Here is a 16852-nt window from a genome sequence, read left to right as displayed (position 1 = left end):
CGCGACTGAGATGATCGAACTGGACAGCTGGTCACCCCAGTCTGGGGATGAGCCCGCTCACTGGGTGTCTAGCTCGGTGAGGAGCGCCTCAAATCTTCGACGGTTCAATGGACCGCGCAGTTGGCGGGTGGTAACGCTGTCGGCGCGAAACCGCCTTATTTGTTGGCAGCGCGATATATTGAACCGCTTGTAAGCGCCAACAAGCTTCTGGGCCTGGTTTGAGGCTGCAATCGCGGTCACTGCGACGCTAACGAGATCATCAAGAACGTTGACCTGCGCGTCCGACCCGCGTGTTCGATCAGTCAAGTCGTTGAAACTTCCGATATCAAGCGCTTCTCCGCTTCCAAGGGGCCCCTTGGTCGTGCGTTCAAGAGGCCTGTTGGCTTCCTCGACGGGCATCTCCTTCCGATCGGTGACAATGAAGCTGTGGGTGGCGCTCGAATAGCAAAGCTCAACCACGATTGCCGCGATGTAGATCGGCTCAGAACCCATATTGGTGAGAATGCAGCGTGCGTTTTCGTCCGTGGCAACGCCAAGATCGAGGTGTAGAACGCTGCGACGCTGCCTGGCGAAGCTTACGAGCAAGAGCTGCAAGTAAATGACCCAGACGAGGACCATCAGCCCGTTCAAAAGGACGTTGGCGCCGTCTGCGTTCTGCTGAATCCAATTCCATACCGTCACGGCGTGAAAACCTTCGTGATTTCTCTTGCAATCTTGGTGTTGGCCTTGGCACCGTCGGTGGAAAACCCACCATCCGCTGCCCCGCATTGCATGAACCGGCGACGGTGCGTCCTGTTCCTGAGTGACGTGCTGCCAAATTTTTGGCGCGGAGATTTTTGCCACCATTTCACTTCCGAAGACGGAGATTCGAGAAAAAAGATCTTCAAATTTCTTTTCTCGATTCCGCCCACTCAAGGCGCGGGAGCGTCCCGGGGTTTAATACTTAGATCGGAATTTTTGTGGTTTTGACCGCGGGACCATTGTATTTATGTGGAGTGGGTCAAATTTTATCTCAACTCTTCTTTTCGCTCCGGATGGGACAATAATTTGGTCGTCTACGCGCAGATCATGGTTATTTTTACACTCGAAAGCAGCGTAGGAGGTGGATTTGTGTATTCCGGGGGCAGGACAGTTGAGGTCGCTGCGAAGCCACGCGATAAACGCGTTTCGTTGGGCCGCACGGATGGAATAGATATCGAATAGCGCGCGTGTTGGCGTGGCTTTCGGTGAGAGGGGGAGAGAGGGGCCCGCGATGCCTGCGTTCAGAAACTCAACTGCCAGAAAGTCTCCGTCGAAAGATCCGCCTTCCGTCTCAACCTGAAGATAAAAGGGGACCATTTCCGCAATCATCTCTGCAAGGTGTTCACGACCCCTGCGCAGCTTTTCTTGTCCGAAATCAGGTCCAGAAGATTTCTTTATCATAGACGCCAAAGCGCCGATCCCGACAGACTCGCAGAAGAGTTTCGTTTTGCCACCGCAAAAATACTGTCCAATGTTAAACGGTGATGTGACAGCATCGACATGCAGCGCGTCATCCAGATCCAAGATACCCATGGAGCGAGCCACGTTATTCGCGGTACCAGACGGAAGTATGGCAAACTCGCCTCCCCCCCAGTTCCTCAGCTGTGGAAGGAGCTTTCCCAACGTACCGTCCCCGCCAGCTATGGCAATGAGATCACTCTGCGCCGTCCTTAGGTCGACCGGCCCTTCCTCCAAGCAATGATATCTGGGCTCATAACCATGCTTACGCAACAATGCTTCCAGGAACCTTCGAGAGAGATTACCGCTTCCCGCACTGACCCTGTGGATGAGAAAAGCCGATTTCATGAGATTTGTCCTAGGTGCCCGTGGCCAGATTCGTATTGAAGCTCTTCATATCAATGAGTCTCGGGCCGCGGCGTCGCTGTGGATGAGGGCGGCTGTCGCGTCTTTTTTTCCCATAACGAGCTGGGAAGACCACAATCTGAGGTCGCCCGACATCGATGCGAGCTCGAACTTCTCGAAGGCGTTCCACCCGTTCCCACGCTGCTGTAGAAGTTCGAGGCCGCAGGCTTTTACCAGGACGACGCCCGCAGCGACGTCCCAGAGATTGGGCGAAAGGAAATGAGCGCCGGCAAGCAGGCCGGCCGCCACGAATGCGCACTCAAGGGCCGCGGACCCAGTTTTTCGGGAATGGAACCGAGGACTATCTAGGTCTGCGACACCTGGCAGACCGAGGAGGCCGGCTCGGAGGTTCGCATTTCGTTGCCGAACCATGGGATTTCCGTCGAAATTCAGCGTCCCCCCAGTGTGGGCTGAATAGACACCTGGCCGCAGTAGATGGCTGGTGGAACACCACACAGCACCGACCTCTGGCGTGCCATCGATCAGCAAGCCGATCGAGCTTGCGAAGAGTGGCAGGCCGTTGACGAAATTCGCGGTACCGTCCACCGGGTCGACCGCCCAGACGTGGGAGTGGTGACGGCCTGGTCGCTCATCAATCTCCTCTCCAATGATGTCGTGCTCTGGGTATTGCTCGCCTATGCGGGCGCGCAGAAGTATCTCGACAGAATTGTCGACCTCCGAGACGGGATCACGTGTTGAGGCAGGGGTCCCTTTGTAGTCGACCGCAACCGTGCGGTTCATCGCAGCTTCGATTTCGGCCCCTGCAACTCGGGCAAGTTCGGTCGCTAGGATCTCGAAGTCTTTGAGTGGGACTGAATCTGGTGGCGGGCTCATGTCTGCTCTTTTCTAGGTATGTGGATGCCTTTGGTGGATGGGCCAAGCAACACTCAGGCAAGTCGTCTCGGACTGCGTCGCCGATCAGACCTGGTCTGCCGGTTATCCTGCGAAGCCTACTCGGTAGATAAGAACCGGTACGATAAGCAGTGGGATCAGAGAGATGGCGATTAGTCCGCCATCTCTGGTCAGAAGACCTGCGGAAAAGAGCGCAATAGCAGCTGATGCTATTGAACCAGATGTCGGGATTATCTCCATGAAGGGCATCAACAAAGTTAGGCCAAGTGTGAGGAGCAGTGGGACCAAAAGCCAAGGCCGATGGCACAGAAAGGTCAGGCGTGGCCTGAGAAGCCGTTCGATAAGCTCGACAGGCCGACGAATCCAACCAATTCCCTTACATATCTTTTCCGAAGACAAGTTTCGTCCGGTAATGAACTGCGGTAACCAGACGTGCTCGCGACCGAAAATCATCTGTATCGAAAGTATGAACACGATGCCGGCGACCACAGCCGTGACCCCCGGGATCGCACTCGCCGGTGAGGTTGAAATCAGCGAGAATGCGAGCATGAGGGCCGCGAAGGACTTTTCTCCGAGCGTCTCTACAATATTTTCAACTTTAATGCTCTCACCTTGAACGGAGCTTTCCAGCTTGTCCAAGAGCTCACTCAGCTTTTGTGTCTTCTGATCGGGCATGTTTTTGCTCCGGTTTCTCTTGGCTGTAGTGTCAGAGCGATGCTGCCAGCCAGGAAATAGCACTAGGCCGGTCCTTGAATCGATACCTGGCACAAGTACGGTCACTGCCAATCCGTGCGCCGAAGCCGCCAATCGATTGCGCCATTTCGAAACCGTCTTCGTCAGTGGTGTCATCGCCAATCATTACCGGTACACGTCCGGAAAAGGGAGCTCGCTTCATGAGGTGCATTATGGAAGTGCCCTTGTTGATGCCCTGCGGCGTGATCTCGCTCACCATGTGCCCATTCATGCTTTTCAGCCCGAGCATAGATGCAATTGACGATACGGAATGTCGAACGCGCGAGCCGACCTCTGGTCGGTCACGGTAGTGCACCGCGACCGCGCCAGGCTTTCGCTCCATAAGAAGGTTAAACTCGGCGGCCAAGGAGCTCAGCGCGTTGGCTGCTTCCACCAATGGACCGGTGTATTCAAAGCTCTGTAACACTTTCCCTTCCGCGCCACGAAGTTCTAGGCCGTGCGATCCGACCAAGGTGAGATGCAAATTTGGGAGGTTGGCTTCCAAGTCGGAAAGGCTTCTGCCGGAGATGACGGCCGTTGCGCCACCCGTTGCCTGGGAGAGACGAATGAGCAATTCGCGCGTTCCGGTGGTAAGGCATACGAGTTCTGGTCGATCCGCTAAGGCTACGAGCGTGCCATCAAAGTCCAAGAAAAGGGCGTGACAGCTCCAATCCAACCTTTCGGGCGGCTGTGCGGGTCCGCTTCGCATCAAGTCTTCCTCTAATTGCAGCGTAAAGAAATTGGAGCGGGATCTTCGGCTCCTTTCCACAAAAACAGGCAAGACTTCCAGATGTTCCTGGGGTGCCGAGAAGCAAGGCAAAATTGACGAGAAGAAAGGCAAAATTTGGTACCAGAAGGTTTTCGAAGCGGAATTTGCGAGGCGGTAGCGTCTGCCTAAAAATTCGATAACCATTGGAGGTGAGCGCGACGCGATCAAGTGCCTGTAAGTCCCCCTCGAGAAGCCGCTGACTGTTGCTCCTGATGCCGGGGATGCGCCGCGCTCTCTAATGTAACCAGAAATCCGAGTAAATGTTCCTGCTCGTGATTTGGATACAGTGAGCGCGGTGCTAAAGGCTCTCCCGGGTTGATAGATTTCCGGCTTCATGAACCTTTTCGGATGGAGCCGGACGTTGCGCATGTCCGGATATCCAAGGACGTCGAATAAGCACCGCGCTCCCAAGCGAAACAGTCAGGATCGCTATATGTTCCAAAAAACCAGAAAACTCTTTTAGGAACGAACTTGGATGACTGGCCTGAACTCACATGCCGTGCGTCAGAGTTCAGATAGCTGTGCCTTCTCAAAGAAATCTCTGTACCGCGCGGCCACGGGGCAGAGTATTATGCCAGTGTTGCGCTAATTCTCCTACATAAAGGTATGCCCTTGGTCCATACCGGCGCTACAGAGACAAGAAAGGCGGTGGGGTCGACCAAACCTTACCCATCTTTTGGAGCGCATTTTTCATGGATGGTGAACGTGGCTCATTCCGCCAAGGAGTGCAGAGGGGACCTCTTCCCATGGACGGTGAGGAAGAGGCCTGTCCTAGGCTGAAGACCACGCTCGTTTCGAAAACCGGGGCAAGAGGGAAATGTTCCAGAAAATCTCTGGACGATGGTTGCCACTCGCGAAAGCAAGGCAGCCCAGACAGAACATCACTAGCCGATCTTGCCTAATGCTAGAACAGATTATGCCGAAAGAGGCGGCCGAACTACGCAGCTCAGCCGCGATCATGGCTCTCAAGCTCTAGGGAAGCGCATAGGCGATCAGGTAGTCCCCGATCGGAGTTTCCATGAAATGATGCCCCGTCGCTGCGATCATCACGTATTGCCTGCCCTCAACCTCGTAGCTGATGGGGTTCGCCTGTCCGCCCGCGGGCAGTTCGGTGCTCCAGACGGTCCTGCCGGTCTCGATGTCGATCGCGCGGAAGAGATTGTCGGTCGCCGCGGCGATGAAGACCAGGCCTCCGGCAGTGATCACCGCGCCGCCGTTGTTTGGCGTGCCGATCTTGATTGGCAGCATCGACGGCACTCCGAACGGCCCGTTTTCGCGCGCGGTGCCAAGTGGCGTGTCCCAAAGTGTTTCGCCGGTAGACATGTCGATTGCCCGAATCCCGCCATAGGGCGGCTCGACGCAGGGCATGTCCGTGAGCGCACTCCGCCAGCCCGCGTTTACGTCGATGGCGTAGGGGGAGCCGATCTGGGGATCGCCCGCGCCCTCGGCGTTTTCGCCCGCGGTGTCGCCGGTGTCCTGTTCGTGGATCGCTTGGAGATTTCGCGCATCCGCCTCTTCGCGGGTCAGGAGACGATTGTAGTTCGGAATATCGTTGTAATTGGCCACGATAATCCCGCGCTCGGGGTCCACGGCCACGGAGCCCCAATCGGACCCGCCGTTGTAGCCCGGATACTGGATCCACGGGCGCTCGCTCGAGGGCGGCGTGTAGAAGCCTTCGTAATCGGCGCGGCGGAACTGGATGCGGCACCATAGTTGATCTAGCGGCGTGAAACCCCAAGCATCCTTCTCCTCCAGCCTCGGCCGCCGCAGAGTGTGCCACTCCGAGACGGGCTGAGTGTCCGAGATGAACTCCGGCTCGATTTTGCCTTTCGGAAGCCCGGTCAATTCTCCCACCGGGGTGAGCGGCTCGCCGGTTTCTCGGTCGAGGATGTAGATATCGCCCTGCTTGGAGGGCAGGATGATTGCGGGTGTACCTTCGTAGTCGATCAGCGTCGGTTGGCTGCCGAGATCATAGTCCCAGACGTCATGTCGGACGGTCTGGAAGCTCCATGCGACCGCCCCGGTAGTGACGTCAAGCGCGACGAGCGAGGTCGCGAATTCATTTTCCGCCTCAGAGCGGTTGGAGCCGTAGTAGTCGACCGAGGAATTGCCCATCGGCAGGTAGACGTAGCCTAGCTCCTCATCGGCTACGGCCGTGGTCCACATGTTGGGGGTGCCGCGCGTGTAGACCGCGCCCTCAGGCGGCCCCTGCCGGTTGGCCTCGGCCGCGGCGAGGTCCCAGGCCCAAGCCAGTTCCCCTGTGCGGACGTTGTAACCTCGGATCACACCGGAAGGGGCGTCCTCAGCCTGGCCGTCTTTGACCTGAGCGCCGGTCACCAAGATGTCGCGCACAATTACGGGTGGCGCGGTGACGGCATACCAGCCGGGGACTCGCTCGCCGATGTCCTCCCAGAGGTCAACCGTGCCGTTCTCGCCGAATGTCTCGCAGGGAACACCAGTCTCGAGATCGACGGCGACCAGCTTCGCATCGAGTGTTCCTTCAATCACCCGTGACGCACAGGTGTTCTCCGCCGCGGCCTCGGGGTCCCGATAGACGGTGACTCCACGGCACGTCGCGCCGTAGGGAATCGCGTCGTTCGGAACGCCGGGATCGAAGCGCCAATTCTCGTCGCCGGTGCGCGCGTCGATCGAGATCAGGACATTCATCGCCGAGCACATCAGCAGGTCGTCGCCGACTTTCAGCGGTGTCGTTTCGGGAGAGTATTTGCCCTTCGCCGTGCCTTCCGGCATGTCGCCAGTCCGGTAACTGAAGACTTGCTCAAGCTGATCGACGTTGCTTCTGTTGATCTGATCGAGCGGAGAGTATCGTGTCGCATGCGCGCCGCCGCCGTAATAGGGCCAGTCGGCGCCTGCGTGGGTTGCCACCCGAGAGGGTTCCGAAGCGGCGGCTTGATCGGAGCTTTCATCGGCTGCTTGCGGCGCCAGGGAATTGTCTGTTGATCCGCCGGAGTCCAGTGACGGCGTCTGTTCGGCCCGAGGCATGCTGGGCGTTTGCGTTGTCTGGTCTTCGGTTGGTTCGCCGGAATTTTGCTCCTGTTGCGACAGACTTGGTCAAAGGGGTTCTGAAAGTCATCTGATATCCTGTTGGCTGGCGGGCGGTGTGGCGAAGCATTTCAGAATTCAGTCGATACGCGCTCCAAGCTTCGCCCTCTCACGGGGACCGGCCGTGATGCCGGTCCCCGCCCCTTCATCGTCTGCGGTCGAACGGTCGGCAGTTCCCGCTACCTCCACTTCCAGGAGAGACCGTTCGCCACGCTCGTCACCCGACCGCCGCCTACGGCGGGTGGCGAGGCTCTCAGACCGGCGCGGCGTCGCTGCCCGCCCGCCTGATGCGCAGGTTGTTCTGGACGTGCTCGACGCCCATCACTTCCTCTGCGCAATCCTCGGCGCGACGTTTTTCCTGTCGCGAAGACACTTCGCCAGTCAGCGTCACCTCGTTGTCGCTGACTTCTACAGTGATGTCGGAGGCGTCGACGCGTGAGTCATGGGTGAGGTGATCGTTCACATCTTCAAGGATGCGCTCGTCCGACCGCCGGTAGCCCTTTGGTCCTCGCCCGCGGTGATCCTGTTCGCGGCGCCTTTCGGCCTCATCATCGCCGAACCACGAGGCCACCTCGTCGCCGGCGCGGTCCCAGAAATCACGGGGATTGTCACGATAGCGATCGCGCCAATCGTCCGGCCTTCCGTAGGGGCCAGTGCCGAAGGCGCCGGGGTAAGGTGCGTAGGGCACGCCGCCCCAAGCCGTCGGGTCCGATGCCGCGTAGGCATCGTAGTCCTGACCATACTCTCTGCCCCAGCCGCTTCTGCGCGGATCGCGCTCGTCATGCGCGCGAGTTGGTGCAGCACGGCGACCGGTGCCCATGCGAATGTTTTCATCATATTGGCGTACCATTGGAAGTCCTTTCACGCTGGCCTGCGCTCCGTGGGTGGAAGCGTCGCAGCTTCTTTCGGTTCAAGCCGCTTCGTTGAGGCGGTTCTCGGCGATGTGGGTGAGTTTCTCGTCCGCTTCGCGCTCTTCCGCGAGGGTCTGCTTGAGCAGATCGGCGCAGTCTTCCCGGCCCATCTCCTTAGACCAGGCAATCAGAGTTCCATACCGCGTGATCTCGTAGTGCTCGACCGCTTGGGCCGCCGCCGCCAAGGCAGCATCTAGAACCTGACTGTCTGAGACATCCGAAGAGATCTCCTCGGCCTCCTCGATAATTCCGTCGATCGCTGGGCAGGTCACGCCCTTGGCCTCGGCACCGATCATCTCGAACACTTGTTCGAGCCGCTGGACGTGATCGTGGGTTTCTTCCAAATGCGCGGTGAAGGCGTCGCGAAGCTTCCCCTCGGACGCCTTGTCAATCATCTTCGGCAGCGCCTTCTCGATCTGCTTTTCCGCATAGTAGATGTCCCTGAGCGTATGCAGGTAGAGATCTTCCATCGTGTCGATGTCCTTCGAGAAAATCGCCATTCGTGGTCTCCTTTTGATTCCCGTGCAGCGCCCTCCTCTGGTGCTGCTTCGTGGGCCAACAAACAGTCAATTGTGGCTTTTGTTCCCGCCCGCCGGACGAGTTTCGGGCAATCTCTGAAATGCGCGGCGCGCGGTCGCCGCGAACAATTTTCCGATCTGTCTGTTTGAGTTCGCGAGAGGGCTATGGCCCTCAGCAGTGAGAGGAGAAAACCATGCCGGCAAAATCGAAGGCACAGCAAAAGGCCGCGGGTGCTGCGCTGTCAGCGAAGCGCGGAGATACGCCGAAAGACGATCTCAAAGGCCCTGCGCGTGAGATGTTCGAGTCCATGTCTGAGGACGAGCTCGAGGCGATAGCGTCCACCGAACGCACCTCAAAACCGGACCACGCCGATGATGGCTGACGGTGAGCGTGGGGTGCGGAGTGAGGCAGGGATGGATGACCGGCGCCCGCCTAAGGGCCTGATGACTGTGATCGGGGGCACCGGTTATCTCGGGCGGCGCATCGCGCGGCACCTCCTAGACGACGGGTGCCAGGTCCGCGTGGTGGCCCGCAACGCCAGCGGAGCGGGCCTGCCCGTGGCGGAGAGGCTGGAAACCGTGCAGGCCGACATCACCGACAACGACGCGCTTGCAGGAGCGGTGGCCGGATCGCAGGCCGTGGTGAACGCGGTCAGCCTCTACGTCGAGAAGCCAGACCTGACCTTCGAGGACGTGCATGTCGAAGGCGCGGCCCGTCTCGCGCGGCTCTGCGCGACCGACGGCGTCGAGCGTCTTGTGCAGGTATCGGGAATCGGCTCGGACCCGACCGATCCCGATACCTACATCAGTGCGCGCGGGCGAGGCGAACACGTTGTGCGTGAGATGTTTCCCGGCGCGGTGCTGGCAAGGCCCGCGGTGATGTTCGGAGCCGGTCGCGGGATTGATGCTGAGATACTCAAGCCCTTGAAGACGCTTCCGGCTTATCCACTTTTTGGAGATGGAGATGACCGGCTGCAGCCGGGACATGTGGGGGACGTGGCCAGGGCGATCGCCAACGCGATGCAGCAGGACGACCCTTGGGCGAGCTACGATCTCGCTGGGCCGATCGTCTACCGATATCGCGACCTCGTCCGCGCCGTGGCAGCCAGCGCCGACATCCGTGCGCACCTGGTCTCGGTGCCCTATGGGCTGTGGTCGCTCGCCGCCGCGCTGGCCGAACGGCTGCCAAGCCCGCCGCTGACTCGGCACCAGCTTGCCCTCGTGCGGAAGGGAAATGTCGCCGTGAATGACGGAATGGCGGCGCTGTCGGTCTCTCCGCGCAGGCTTGAGGACAGCCTGCGCGAAAAACGTGCCGCCGGATAACCTACATCGGGCCGGCAAGCCACGCGCCCGTGCGAGCGCAGAAAGGACAAGACATGACCGAAACGGTATCGGACTTCCTGCTAGCCCGCCTGCAGGACTGGGGCGTCAGACGCGTCTTCGGCTATCCTGGCGATGGCATCGGCGGGCTCATCGCGGCGATTGGTCGACGTGAGTCGGGCCCGGAATTTGTCCAGGTCCGTCACGAGGAGGAGGCGGCCTTCATGGCCTGCGCCCATGCCAAATGGACCGGCGAGGTCGGGGTCTGCCTGGCGACTTCGGGACCTGGAGCAATCCACCTTCTGAACGGGCTTTACGACGCGAAGCTCGACCACATGCCTGTTCTGGCAATTGTCGGCCAGCAAGCGCGGGCAGCGCTTGGCGGTAGCTACCAGCAGGAGGTCGATCTAGAAACCCTGTACAAGGACGTGGCCTCGGCGTTTCGTGCAACTTGCATGGTGCCAGCGCAGGCGCGCCACCTTTTGGATCGCGCCCTGCGCATTGCCCAAACTCGCCGCACGGTGACGGCGCTGATCCTGCCCAACGACGTACAGGAAGCTGAGGCGGTCGCAGAGCCTCCACATGCGCATGGAACGGTGCATTCAGGGATTGGGGCGCCCACGCCGCGCGTGCTGCCGCGCGAGTCCGACTTGGCTCGGGCAGCCGAAATCCTCAACGAGGGCAAGCGTGTGGCGATTCTGGCAGGGGCCGGGTCGCTCGCAGCGTCCGAGCCTTTGCAAAGGGTCGCGGAAACATTGGGCGCCGGGGTTGCCAAGGCGCTGCTCGGCAAGGCGGCGTTGCCCGACGACCTGCCCTATGTCACCGGCGCAATCGGGCTGCTTGGCACCGCGGCGTCGGACTGGATGATGCGCCATTGCGACACGCTGCTAATGGTCGGATCGAGATTTCCTTACTCGGAGTTTCTGCCCGAGGAAGGGCAGGCGCGTGCGGTGCAGATTGATCTAGATCCGACCATGCTGTCGATCAGATATCCGATGGATGTCGCGCTGACCGGTGACGCGAGCGAAACGCTCGAGGCACTCTTGCCGCTTCTTCGCGAGAAGGACGAACAGGGATGGCGCGAAGATCTTGAAAAGCAGGTCGCCGAATGGCACGAGGCCGAAGAGGCGCGTTCGCTACAGCAGGCCAATCCGGTCAACCCCGAACGTGTCTTTCGTGAGGCCTCGATCCGGTTGCCCGAGGGGGCGATGATCGCGGCGGACTCCGGGACCTCAGCCAACTGGTTTGCGCGGGCGCTGCACCTTCGGCGGGGAATGCAGGCGACGCTCAGTGGCACGCTCGCGACGATGTGTCCGGCCGTCCCATATGCCGTTGCAGGGAAATTTGCCTTTCCAGACCGCGTCGCCCTGGCCTTCAGTGGAGACGGGGCGATGCAGATGCTTGGCAATGCCGCACTGATCACGGTCGCGAAGTCCTGGCGTGCCTGGAGCGATCCTCGACTGATTGTCTGCGTCCTCAACAACGGCGATCTGAGTCAGGTGACATGGGAACTGCGCGCCATGTCCGACAGCCCGCGCGTCCCCGAGACACAGGACGTGCCGCCCTTTGACTACGCGGGGTACGCCCGTTCGCTCGGGTTAGTGGGCCTGCGGGTGGAGACGCCGGAGGCACTCGGGGCTGCGTGGGACGAGGCGCTGGCCGCCGACCGTCCGACGCTGATTGATGTGGTGACAGATCCCGACGTTCCGGCCTTGCCGCCGCACGTGACCTTCGATCAAGCGCGCAGCTTTGCGCGCTCATTGCTACACGAAAAGGATCCCAAGGGCTTGATACGTAATACCTTCCGCAGGCTCTGAACGGCGAAGCGCGATCGCGGGCCAAGAGGCCTTGGAACATCGACGGCGTTCCGCTGTTCGCAGATGGCAACGGTTGGAAAGGAGATCTCTGATGCAAGCCAAGGACGCAAGGCACAGCCCGCCCACCGCCAATGCCAAGGCGCCGAACCGCGGCGGCAGAATCGCTACCACGATCCTCGCAGTGGTGCTGCTGGTGTTCGGCCTCGCGCTGCTCGGCGGCGGCATTTGGCTGATTTCTCTGGGCGGCAGCTGGTACTACGCCCCCGCAGGACTGGGGCTCTGCGCGACCGCCGTCTACCTGTTTCGCCCGTCGATCATGGCGCTCTGGGTATATCTCGTCACCTACGGGGCCACCCTGGTCTGGGCGCTCTGGGAGAAGGGATTCGATGGATGGGCGCAGGTTCCGAGATTGGTCGCGCCGACCGTGGTGCTATTGCTCGTCTTCGCCACGATCCCGGTGCTGCGTGCCGGCAGCCGCGCGAGGCAGGAGGACGCTGCGACCAGGCTTCGCCCGGCGTGATCCGCCGATCCCAAAGACACCGAGAAAGGCCTTGTCATGACCCAGTTCTCTGATGACCGCGTGCAGGAGAGGCAACCCGGCCTCGAACACGAGATGTCCCCGCGACCTGATTTTGCCCCGCGCTTCGCAGGCTCCTGCCGGCTGAAAGGGCAGGTGGCGCTGATCACTGGAGGGGACTCCGGCATCGGTCGCGCCGCGGCGGTGCTTTTTGCGCGTGAGGGGGCAGACGTTGCAATTCTCTACCGCGATGAGGATCAGGACGCGAACGAGACGCTTGAGGCCATTCGCGCCGAGGGGCGCGCGGCAATGGCGATCCGCGGCGATGTCGGCTCGAAGGCATTCTGCGTCGACGCGGTTGGGCGGGTCGTCGAGAAATTTGGGGCTCTTCACGTCCTGGTCAATAATGCCGCCGAACAGCATGCGCAGGACAACTTTGAGGATGTCACAGAGGCGCAGATCGAGGCGACCTTCCGCACGAACATCTTCGGCCAGATGTTCATGGTCCAGGCCGCGCTGCCGCATCTGACCGAGGGAGCGAAGATCATTTGCCTCACTTCCGTGACCGCCTACCGCGGTCAGGACTTGCTGATCGATTACGCCGCGACCAAGGGGGCGATCCTGACCTTCGTCCGCGGGCTGGCCCACAAGCTGGCCGGGAAGGGGATACGGGTCAACGGCGTAGCCCCCGGCCCGATCTGGACGCCGCTCATCCCGGCCTCCTTCCCGCCCGACAAGGTCGAGTCGTTCGGCAAGAGCAGCACTCTGGGCCGTCCGGGCCAGCCCAACGAGGTGGCGCCTTCGATCCTCTTCCTCGCCTGCGCGGATTCCTCTTTCATGACAGGACATGTGCTGCATCCGGACGGGGGTGAGCCGGTCGCGGATTGAGACGCGTCGCTGATACTTGCCTCAGGCCTAGACCAAGCCGATCACGGTCGCGATCGCCGTGGCGATGATAGAAAGTCCCGCGAGCGCAAGAGCGCCGTCCCTGACCAGCAACGTCAGGGAGAATAGGCCTACCGCGCACCCCAAGATGGAAGAGGCAAAAGGAACGAGTTCAAAGACCGGCATCGCGAGGCCGGAGGTCAGACAGACCAGCTCCACAAGACGATCCGCAGGGGGCGCGATCAGGAATGTCAGACGCGGACGCGTGACCTTGTCGAGCTAAGCAGCAGGCCCGCGAAGACAACCGACGGTTTGCTTCAGTCGCTTGCCGGGGAGCCTTTGCTGCAGCAGTGCCTTGGGCAGCCAAAGGTGCCGCCGCCCGAGCAGCACCTGAGACGCGACAAGGGCGATGAGGCAGCCGCAGAGGCTTGAGAACAGCCGGACCCCCGAAAGCGGTGTCACGACAGCAAATGCTGGGACCATCAGCATCGGCGCAAAGCTGGCGCGGCCGACCTGTTCCAGCAAAGTCCGCACAGTGACCTCGCTATCCGTCTCGCCGGCGTGGGCCATTCGGTCGACGATCTCCCGCATAGAGCGGGGCGCCTCTATCGCGGGATCAGCCGCCAAGGTCTCTGTTTGCGTGTTCCGGCATGTCAGCGTTCTGGACGGGCCATCCGCCGGTGCATTCGTGCCAGGAGCGTTTCCGGCAACAGGCCCGCGAAGACCGTCTGGACCTTGTTCATGAAGCCCGGCACGACGCCGCTTTCGCCTTGGCGCATCGCGGCATATCCGGTGCGTGCGACCTTGGCCGGGTCATCCTTGTCATTGCTCGAGCCAATGGGCGTGTCTGTCATATTGGCGCGGTCGAAGAACTCGGTGTCGGTCGGCCCCGGCATGAGACAGGTGACGGTCACGCCGCTATCCAGAAGTTCGTCTCGCAAGGCATAGGAAAAACTGTCAAGAAAGGCCTTCGTGCCATTGTAGACCGCCTGAAAGCTGCCGGGCATGTAACCGGCGATGGATCCCGTGATGAGGATGCGGCCTTCGCCCGCGCGGCGCATCTGGCGGCCGACCTCATGCACCAGCGCAAGCGTTCCGCCGACATTGGTATTGATGACGTTGAGCGCGGCGGCGATGTCCTGGTCCAAAAATTTCTCGCCAAGCCCGATGCCGGCATTTGCCATGAGAAGCGCGGGGGGCCGATTGCCGGATTGCGCCAGCAGGCGTGCGACCTCGCTGCGTGTCGAAAGGTCCGCCTGAACCGCCTCAACCTCTGCGGCTGCGTTGGCTCGCAGCATTTCGGCGACCTCGTGGATCCGCGGATCATCAGCGCAGATCAGCAGTGCGTAGCCGTCACTTGCCGCACAGCGCGCGAGTTCGAGTCCGATCCCGCTCGACGCGCCGGTAATGATTGCCAGATCAGACATGGCTAATCCTCTCTCAGGGTTTGAGAACGACTTTCGTCCACTCGTTCTGGTTCGTGCTGAAATTCCTGTAGCCGGTCGGCGCCTCCTCGAGCGCGAGCCGGTGCGAGATGAGGAAGGTGGTGTCGATTTCCCCTTCCCCGATCCGCCGCAGCAGGTCGTGCGAGTAGCGTTGCACGTGGGTCTGCCCGGTTCTGATTTGCAAGCCCTTTTCCATCAGAGCGCCCAGTGGAAACTTGTCCGCAAGGCCGCCGTACACACCGGGGATCGACACGCGGCCGCCCTTTCGCACGGCGGTGAGCGCCATGCGCAGGGCATGTGCACGGTCTGCACCGACACCGATCTTTTGCTTGACTGTGTCGAGGATGTTGTCTGGCGAAAAGCCATGGCTCTCCATGCCAACCGCATCGATCACCGCGTCCGGACCAATGCCACCGGTCATGTCCATCAGCGCCTCGAGCACATGCGTACGGGCATAGTCAATGACTTTGGCTCCGAGAGTGCGGGCCATGTCGAGCCGGTTCGGATGATGATCTATCGCTATGACCTCGGCTGCGCCCATGCGTAGGGCGCTTTGCACCGCAAAGAGCCCCACTGGTCCGCACCCCCAAATCGCGACGATGTCGCCGGGTTCTAGCTCGGCGTTCTCCGCGGCCATCCAGCCAGTCGGAAGGATGTCGGAAAGAAAAAGGACCTGCTCATCTGCCAACCCATCGGGGATCACGATCGGACCAACGTCGGAAAACGGGACTCGAACATATTGCGCCTGCCCGCCGGGATAACCGCCGGTCAGGTGCGAGTAACCGAAGAGCCCGGACATGGCATGACCATAGAGCATCTCGGACGCGTCCTGCGTCTCGACGGGGTTGGAATTGTCGCAGGCAGAGAACTGACTCTTTCGGCAGAAGTAGCAGTTCCCGCAGGAGATGGTGAAGGGCACCACCACCCGCTGACCTTTCGTCAGCGGACTGTCGCGCCCGGTTTCGACGATGCGGCCCATGAACTCGTGCCCGAGGATGTGGCCCGACTTCACGCCGGGGATGACCCCGTCGTAAAGATGAAGGTCGGAGCCGCAGATCGCGGTGGCGGTCACCTCGACGATGACGTCGCGCGGGTTGAGGATTTCGGGATCGGGCACCGTGTCTACACGGACGTCGTGGGTGCCATGCCAGGTCAGGGCTCGCATTTCAGGCCTCCGTTCGGGTTCTGGTGGTGGCGATCTCCCCGGTCTCCACGAGCATCTTGAAACGTTTCAAGATATGGCGCGCACGTGTCTCCGGATCGCGGCGCGCAAGTTTGGCAAGCCAGTGTCCGGCCGTGCCGGCGCGAGGATCATGGGCGACATGGGCGCTGACCTCGGTTCCCCGCTCGCCTGGTGCGTCCCGCAGCAGGACCTTGCCTTCCATGTCGAGGTCCGAACCGGCGACGGTCCGCCATGCGAGAAGCTTGCCCGGCCGTTCCTCTATGAAGCGCGTCCGGAAACTTGCCGAGCGGCCCGCGACCGTGTCGAGTGTCCAATGCCATAGCCCGCCGTCGCTTGCGCTGACCCTTCCGGCACCGGCCATGAGCCGCGTGAGGATGTCCGGATCACGCAGCATTTCATAGAGCCTGTCGCGCGGCGCGTTGATGCTCACCGTGCGTCCGGTGACAAGGTAATCACCAAAGCGGTGCCGCCGTGCCGTGCGGCCCGGGGCGCTGTCGGGCGGATGGCCCGGCGTGGGCTGTTTCATCGCGCGCCACGACGTGAAGGCGACGGCGGCAACGCCAAGCAGGGGCAGAACGAGCCGCGAAGGGGACTGTCTCATGGCAAGCCTCGCTTCTTGGGAGGTGAGGGTTGCAGCCGGAAACAGCCGCTCCGGAGATTTGTTCCGGGCAATATCTAAAGGGCGGCGGAGGAAGCTGCCCGGTCTGTTCAGCCGCGCAGCCGCAGGCGGGAACAACGGGGCCTACAGGTTGTTTCGCTCGGGAGATTGGTTCGGGTGCGAAACGTTTGGCAAACGAGCCTTCTCCAGCCGAATTCAACTTCTTCTTGGCCTAGGCGAAGAAGACACGAAACACGAGGAGTTAGTATTACCATGGCGCGTTCACCCGACGCTGAAATCGTCGTTCTGTCGCGACGGGGAAGTCGTCAATTGTTCCCTCGGTCCCAGCTCCCGCGAA

16 protein-coding genes and 1 pseudogene are annotated in these 16852 nt (G+C 60.9%); 5 read left to right on the top strand and 12 right to left on the bottom strand.

The genetic code is table 11. The features are described from left to right. Positions 1 to 57: 57 nt before the first annotated feature. The 8 genes from G0Q01_RS11035 to G0Q01_RS11000 form a co-directional block, all read right to left on the bottom strand. Positions 58 to 846 (bottom strand): hypothetical protein, encoded by a 789-nt coding sequence (locus G0Q01_RS11035; protein ID WP_164213360.1) that lies wholly within the window; start codon positions 844 to 846, stop codon positions 58 to 60. Between the two features lie 90 nt (positions 847 to 936). Continuing rightward, positions 937 to 1827: a diacylglycerol kinase family protein gene (locus tag G0Q01_RS11030; protein ID WP_164213359.1), complete on the bottom strand. Its 891-nt coding sequence runs from the start codon at positions 1825 to 1827 to the stop codon at positions 937 to 939. 45 nt (positions 1828 to 1872) lie between these two features. Beyond that, on the bottom strand, positions 1873 to 2718 hold the full coding sequence (locus tag G0Q01_RS11025; protein ID WP_164213358.1) for an inositol monophosphatase: 846 nt from the start codon (positions 2716 to 2718) through the stop codon (positions 1873 to 1875). Between the two features lie 102 nt (positions 2719 to 2820). Next, positions 2821 to 3411 carry an exopolysaccharide biosynthesis protein gene (locus G0Q01_RS11020; RefSeq protein WP_164190950.1) on the bottom strand — a complete coding sequence of 197 codons (591 nt, stop codon included), beginning with the start codon at positions 3409 to 3411 and terminating at the stop codon, positions 2821 to 2823. 31 nt (positions 3412 to 3442) lie between these two features. After that, a complete protein-coding gene (otsB, locus tag G0Q01_RS11015) occupies positions 3443 to 4573 on the bottom strand; it encodes a trehalose-phosphatase (RefSeq protein WP_164213357.1) in 1131 nt (376 codons plus the stop codon). Between the two features lie 636 nt (positions 4574 to 5209). Further along, positions 5210 to 7240: a pyrroloquinoline quinone-dependent dehydrogenase gene (locus tag G0Q01_RS11010; protein WP_164213356.1), complete on the bottom strand. Its 2031-nt coding sequence runs from the start codon at positions 7238 to 7240 to the stop codon at positions 5210 to 5212. 313 nt (positions 7241 to 7553) lie between these two features. Then, positions 7554 to 8150 (bottom strand): BON domain-containing protein, encoded by a 597-nt coding sequence (locus G0Q01_RS11005; RefSeq protein ID WP_164213355.1) that lies wholly within the window; start codon positions 8148 to 8150, stop codon positions 7554 to 7556. Between the two features lie 60 nt (positions 8151 to 8210). Beyond that, positions 8211 to 8711, bottom strand: coding sequence for a ferritin-like domain-containing protein (locus tag G0Q01_RS11000; protein ID WP_164213354.1), 501 nt, complete (start codon positions 8709 to 8711; stop codon positions 8211 to 8213). A gap of 212 nt (positions 8712 to 8923) precedes the next feature. Between G0Q01_RS11000 and G0Q01_RS10995 the strand changes: the two genes are divergently transcribed. The 5 genes from G0Q01_RS10995 to G0Q01_RS10975 all read left to right on the top strand — a co-directional run bounded on the left by G0Q01_RS10995 (position 8924) and on the right by G0Q01_RS10975 (position 13271). Then, positions 8924 to 9112, top strand: coding sequence for a DUF3008 family protein (locus G0Q01_RS10995; RefSeq protein WP_164213353.1), 189 nt, complete (start codon positions 8924 to 8926; stop codon positions 9110 to 9112). A gap of 31 nt (positions 9113 to 9143) precedes the next feature. Continuing rightward, positions 9144 to 10052, top strand: a complete 909-nt coding sequence (locus G0Q01_RS10990; RefSeq protein WP_164213352.1) for a complex I NDUFA9 subunit family protein — start codon at positions 9144 to 9146, stop codon at positions 10050 to 10052. A 53-nt stretch (positions 10053 to 10105) separates the two neighbouring features. Next, positions 10106 to 11866: a thiamine pyrophosphate-requiring protein gene (locus G0Q01_RS10985; protein WP_164190910.1), complete on the top strand. Its 1761-nt coding sequence runs from the start codon at positions 10106 to 10108 to the stop codon at positions 11864 to 11866. Positions 11867 to 11957: 91 nt separating this feature from the next. After that, positions 11958 to 12386 (top strand): glucose dehydrogenase, encoded by a 429-nt coding sequence (locus G0Q01_RS10980; RefSeq protein WP_164190907.1) that lies wholly within the window; start codon positions 11958 to 11960, stop codon positions 12384 to 12386. 153 nt (positions 12387 to 12539) lie between these two features. Beyond that, positions 12540 to 13271, top strand: a complete 732-nt coding sequence (locus G0Q01_RS10975; RefSeq protein WP_370526714.1) for an SDR family oxidoreductase — start codon at positions 12540 to 12542, stop codon at positions 13269 to 13271. Between the two features lie 27 nt (positions 13272 to 13298). Here the strand turns inward: G0Q01_RS10975 and G0Q01_RS10970 are convergent. The 4 genes and pseudogenes from G0Q01_RS10970 to G0Q01_RS10955 all read right to left on the bottom strand — a co-directional run bounded on the left by G0Q01_RS10970 (position 13299) and on the right by G0Q01_RS10955 (position 16497). Beyond that, positions 13299 to 13859, bottom strand: a pseudogene (locus G0Q01_RS10970) (exopolysaccharide biosynthesis protein). A 62-nt stretch (positions 13860 to 13921) separates the two neighbouring features. After that, the gene (locus G0Q01_RS10965; RefSeq protein ID WP_164213351.1) at positions 13922 to 14695 is read right to left on the bottom strand and encodes an SDR family oxidoreductase; all 774 of its coding nucleotides are present in this window, start codon (positions 14693 to 14695) and stop codon (positions 13922 to 13924) included. A 13-nt stretch (positions 14696 to 14708) separates the two neighbouring features. Further along, the gene (locus G0Q01_RS10960) at positions 14709 to 15878 is read right to left on the bottom strand and encodes a zinc-dependent alcohol dehydrogenase (protein WP_164213350.1); all 1170 of its coding nucleotides are present in this window, start codon (positions 15876 to 15878) and stop codon (positions 14709 to 14711) included. Between the two features lies 1 nt (position 15879). Then, on the bottom strand, positions 15880 to 16497 hold the full coding sequence (locus G0Q01_RS10955) for an SRPBCC family protein (protein ID WP_164213349.1): 618 nt from the start codon (positions 16495 to 16497) through the stop codon (positions 15880 to 15882). Between the last annotated feature and the right edge of the window lie 355 nt (positions 16498 to 16852).

It is taken from the genome of Salipiger sp. PrR007 (assembly GCF_010499845.1).
In the GTDB taxonomy this organism is placed as follows: Bacteria; Pseudomonadota; Alphaproteobacteria; order Rhodobacterales; family Rhodobacteraceae; genus Salipiger; species Salipiger pacificus_A.
The sequence above is the reverse complement of the archived record's forward strand: the minus strand, read 5'-3'. Positions and strand labels throughout refer to the sequence as shown.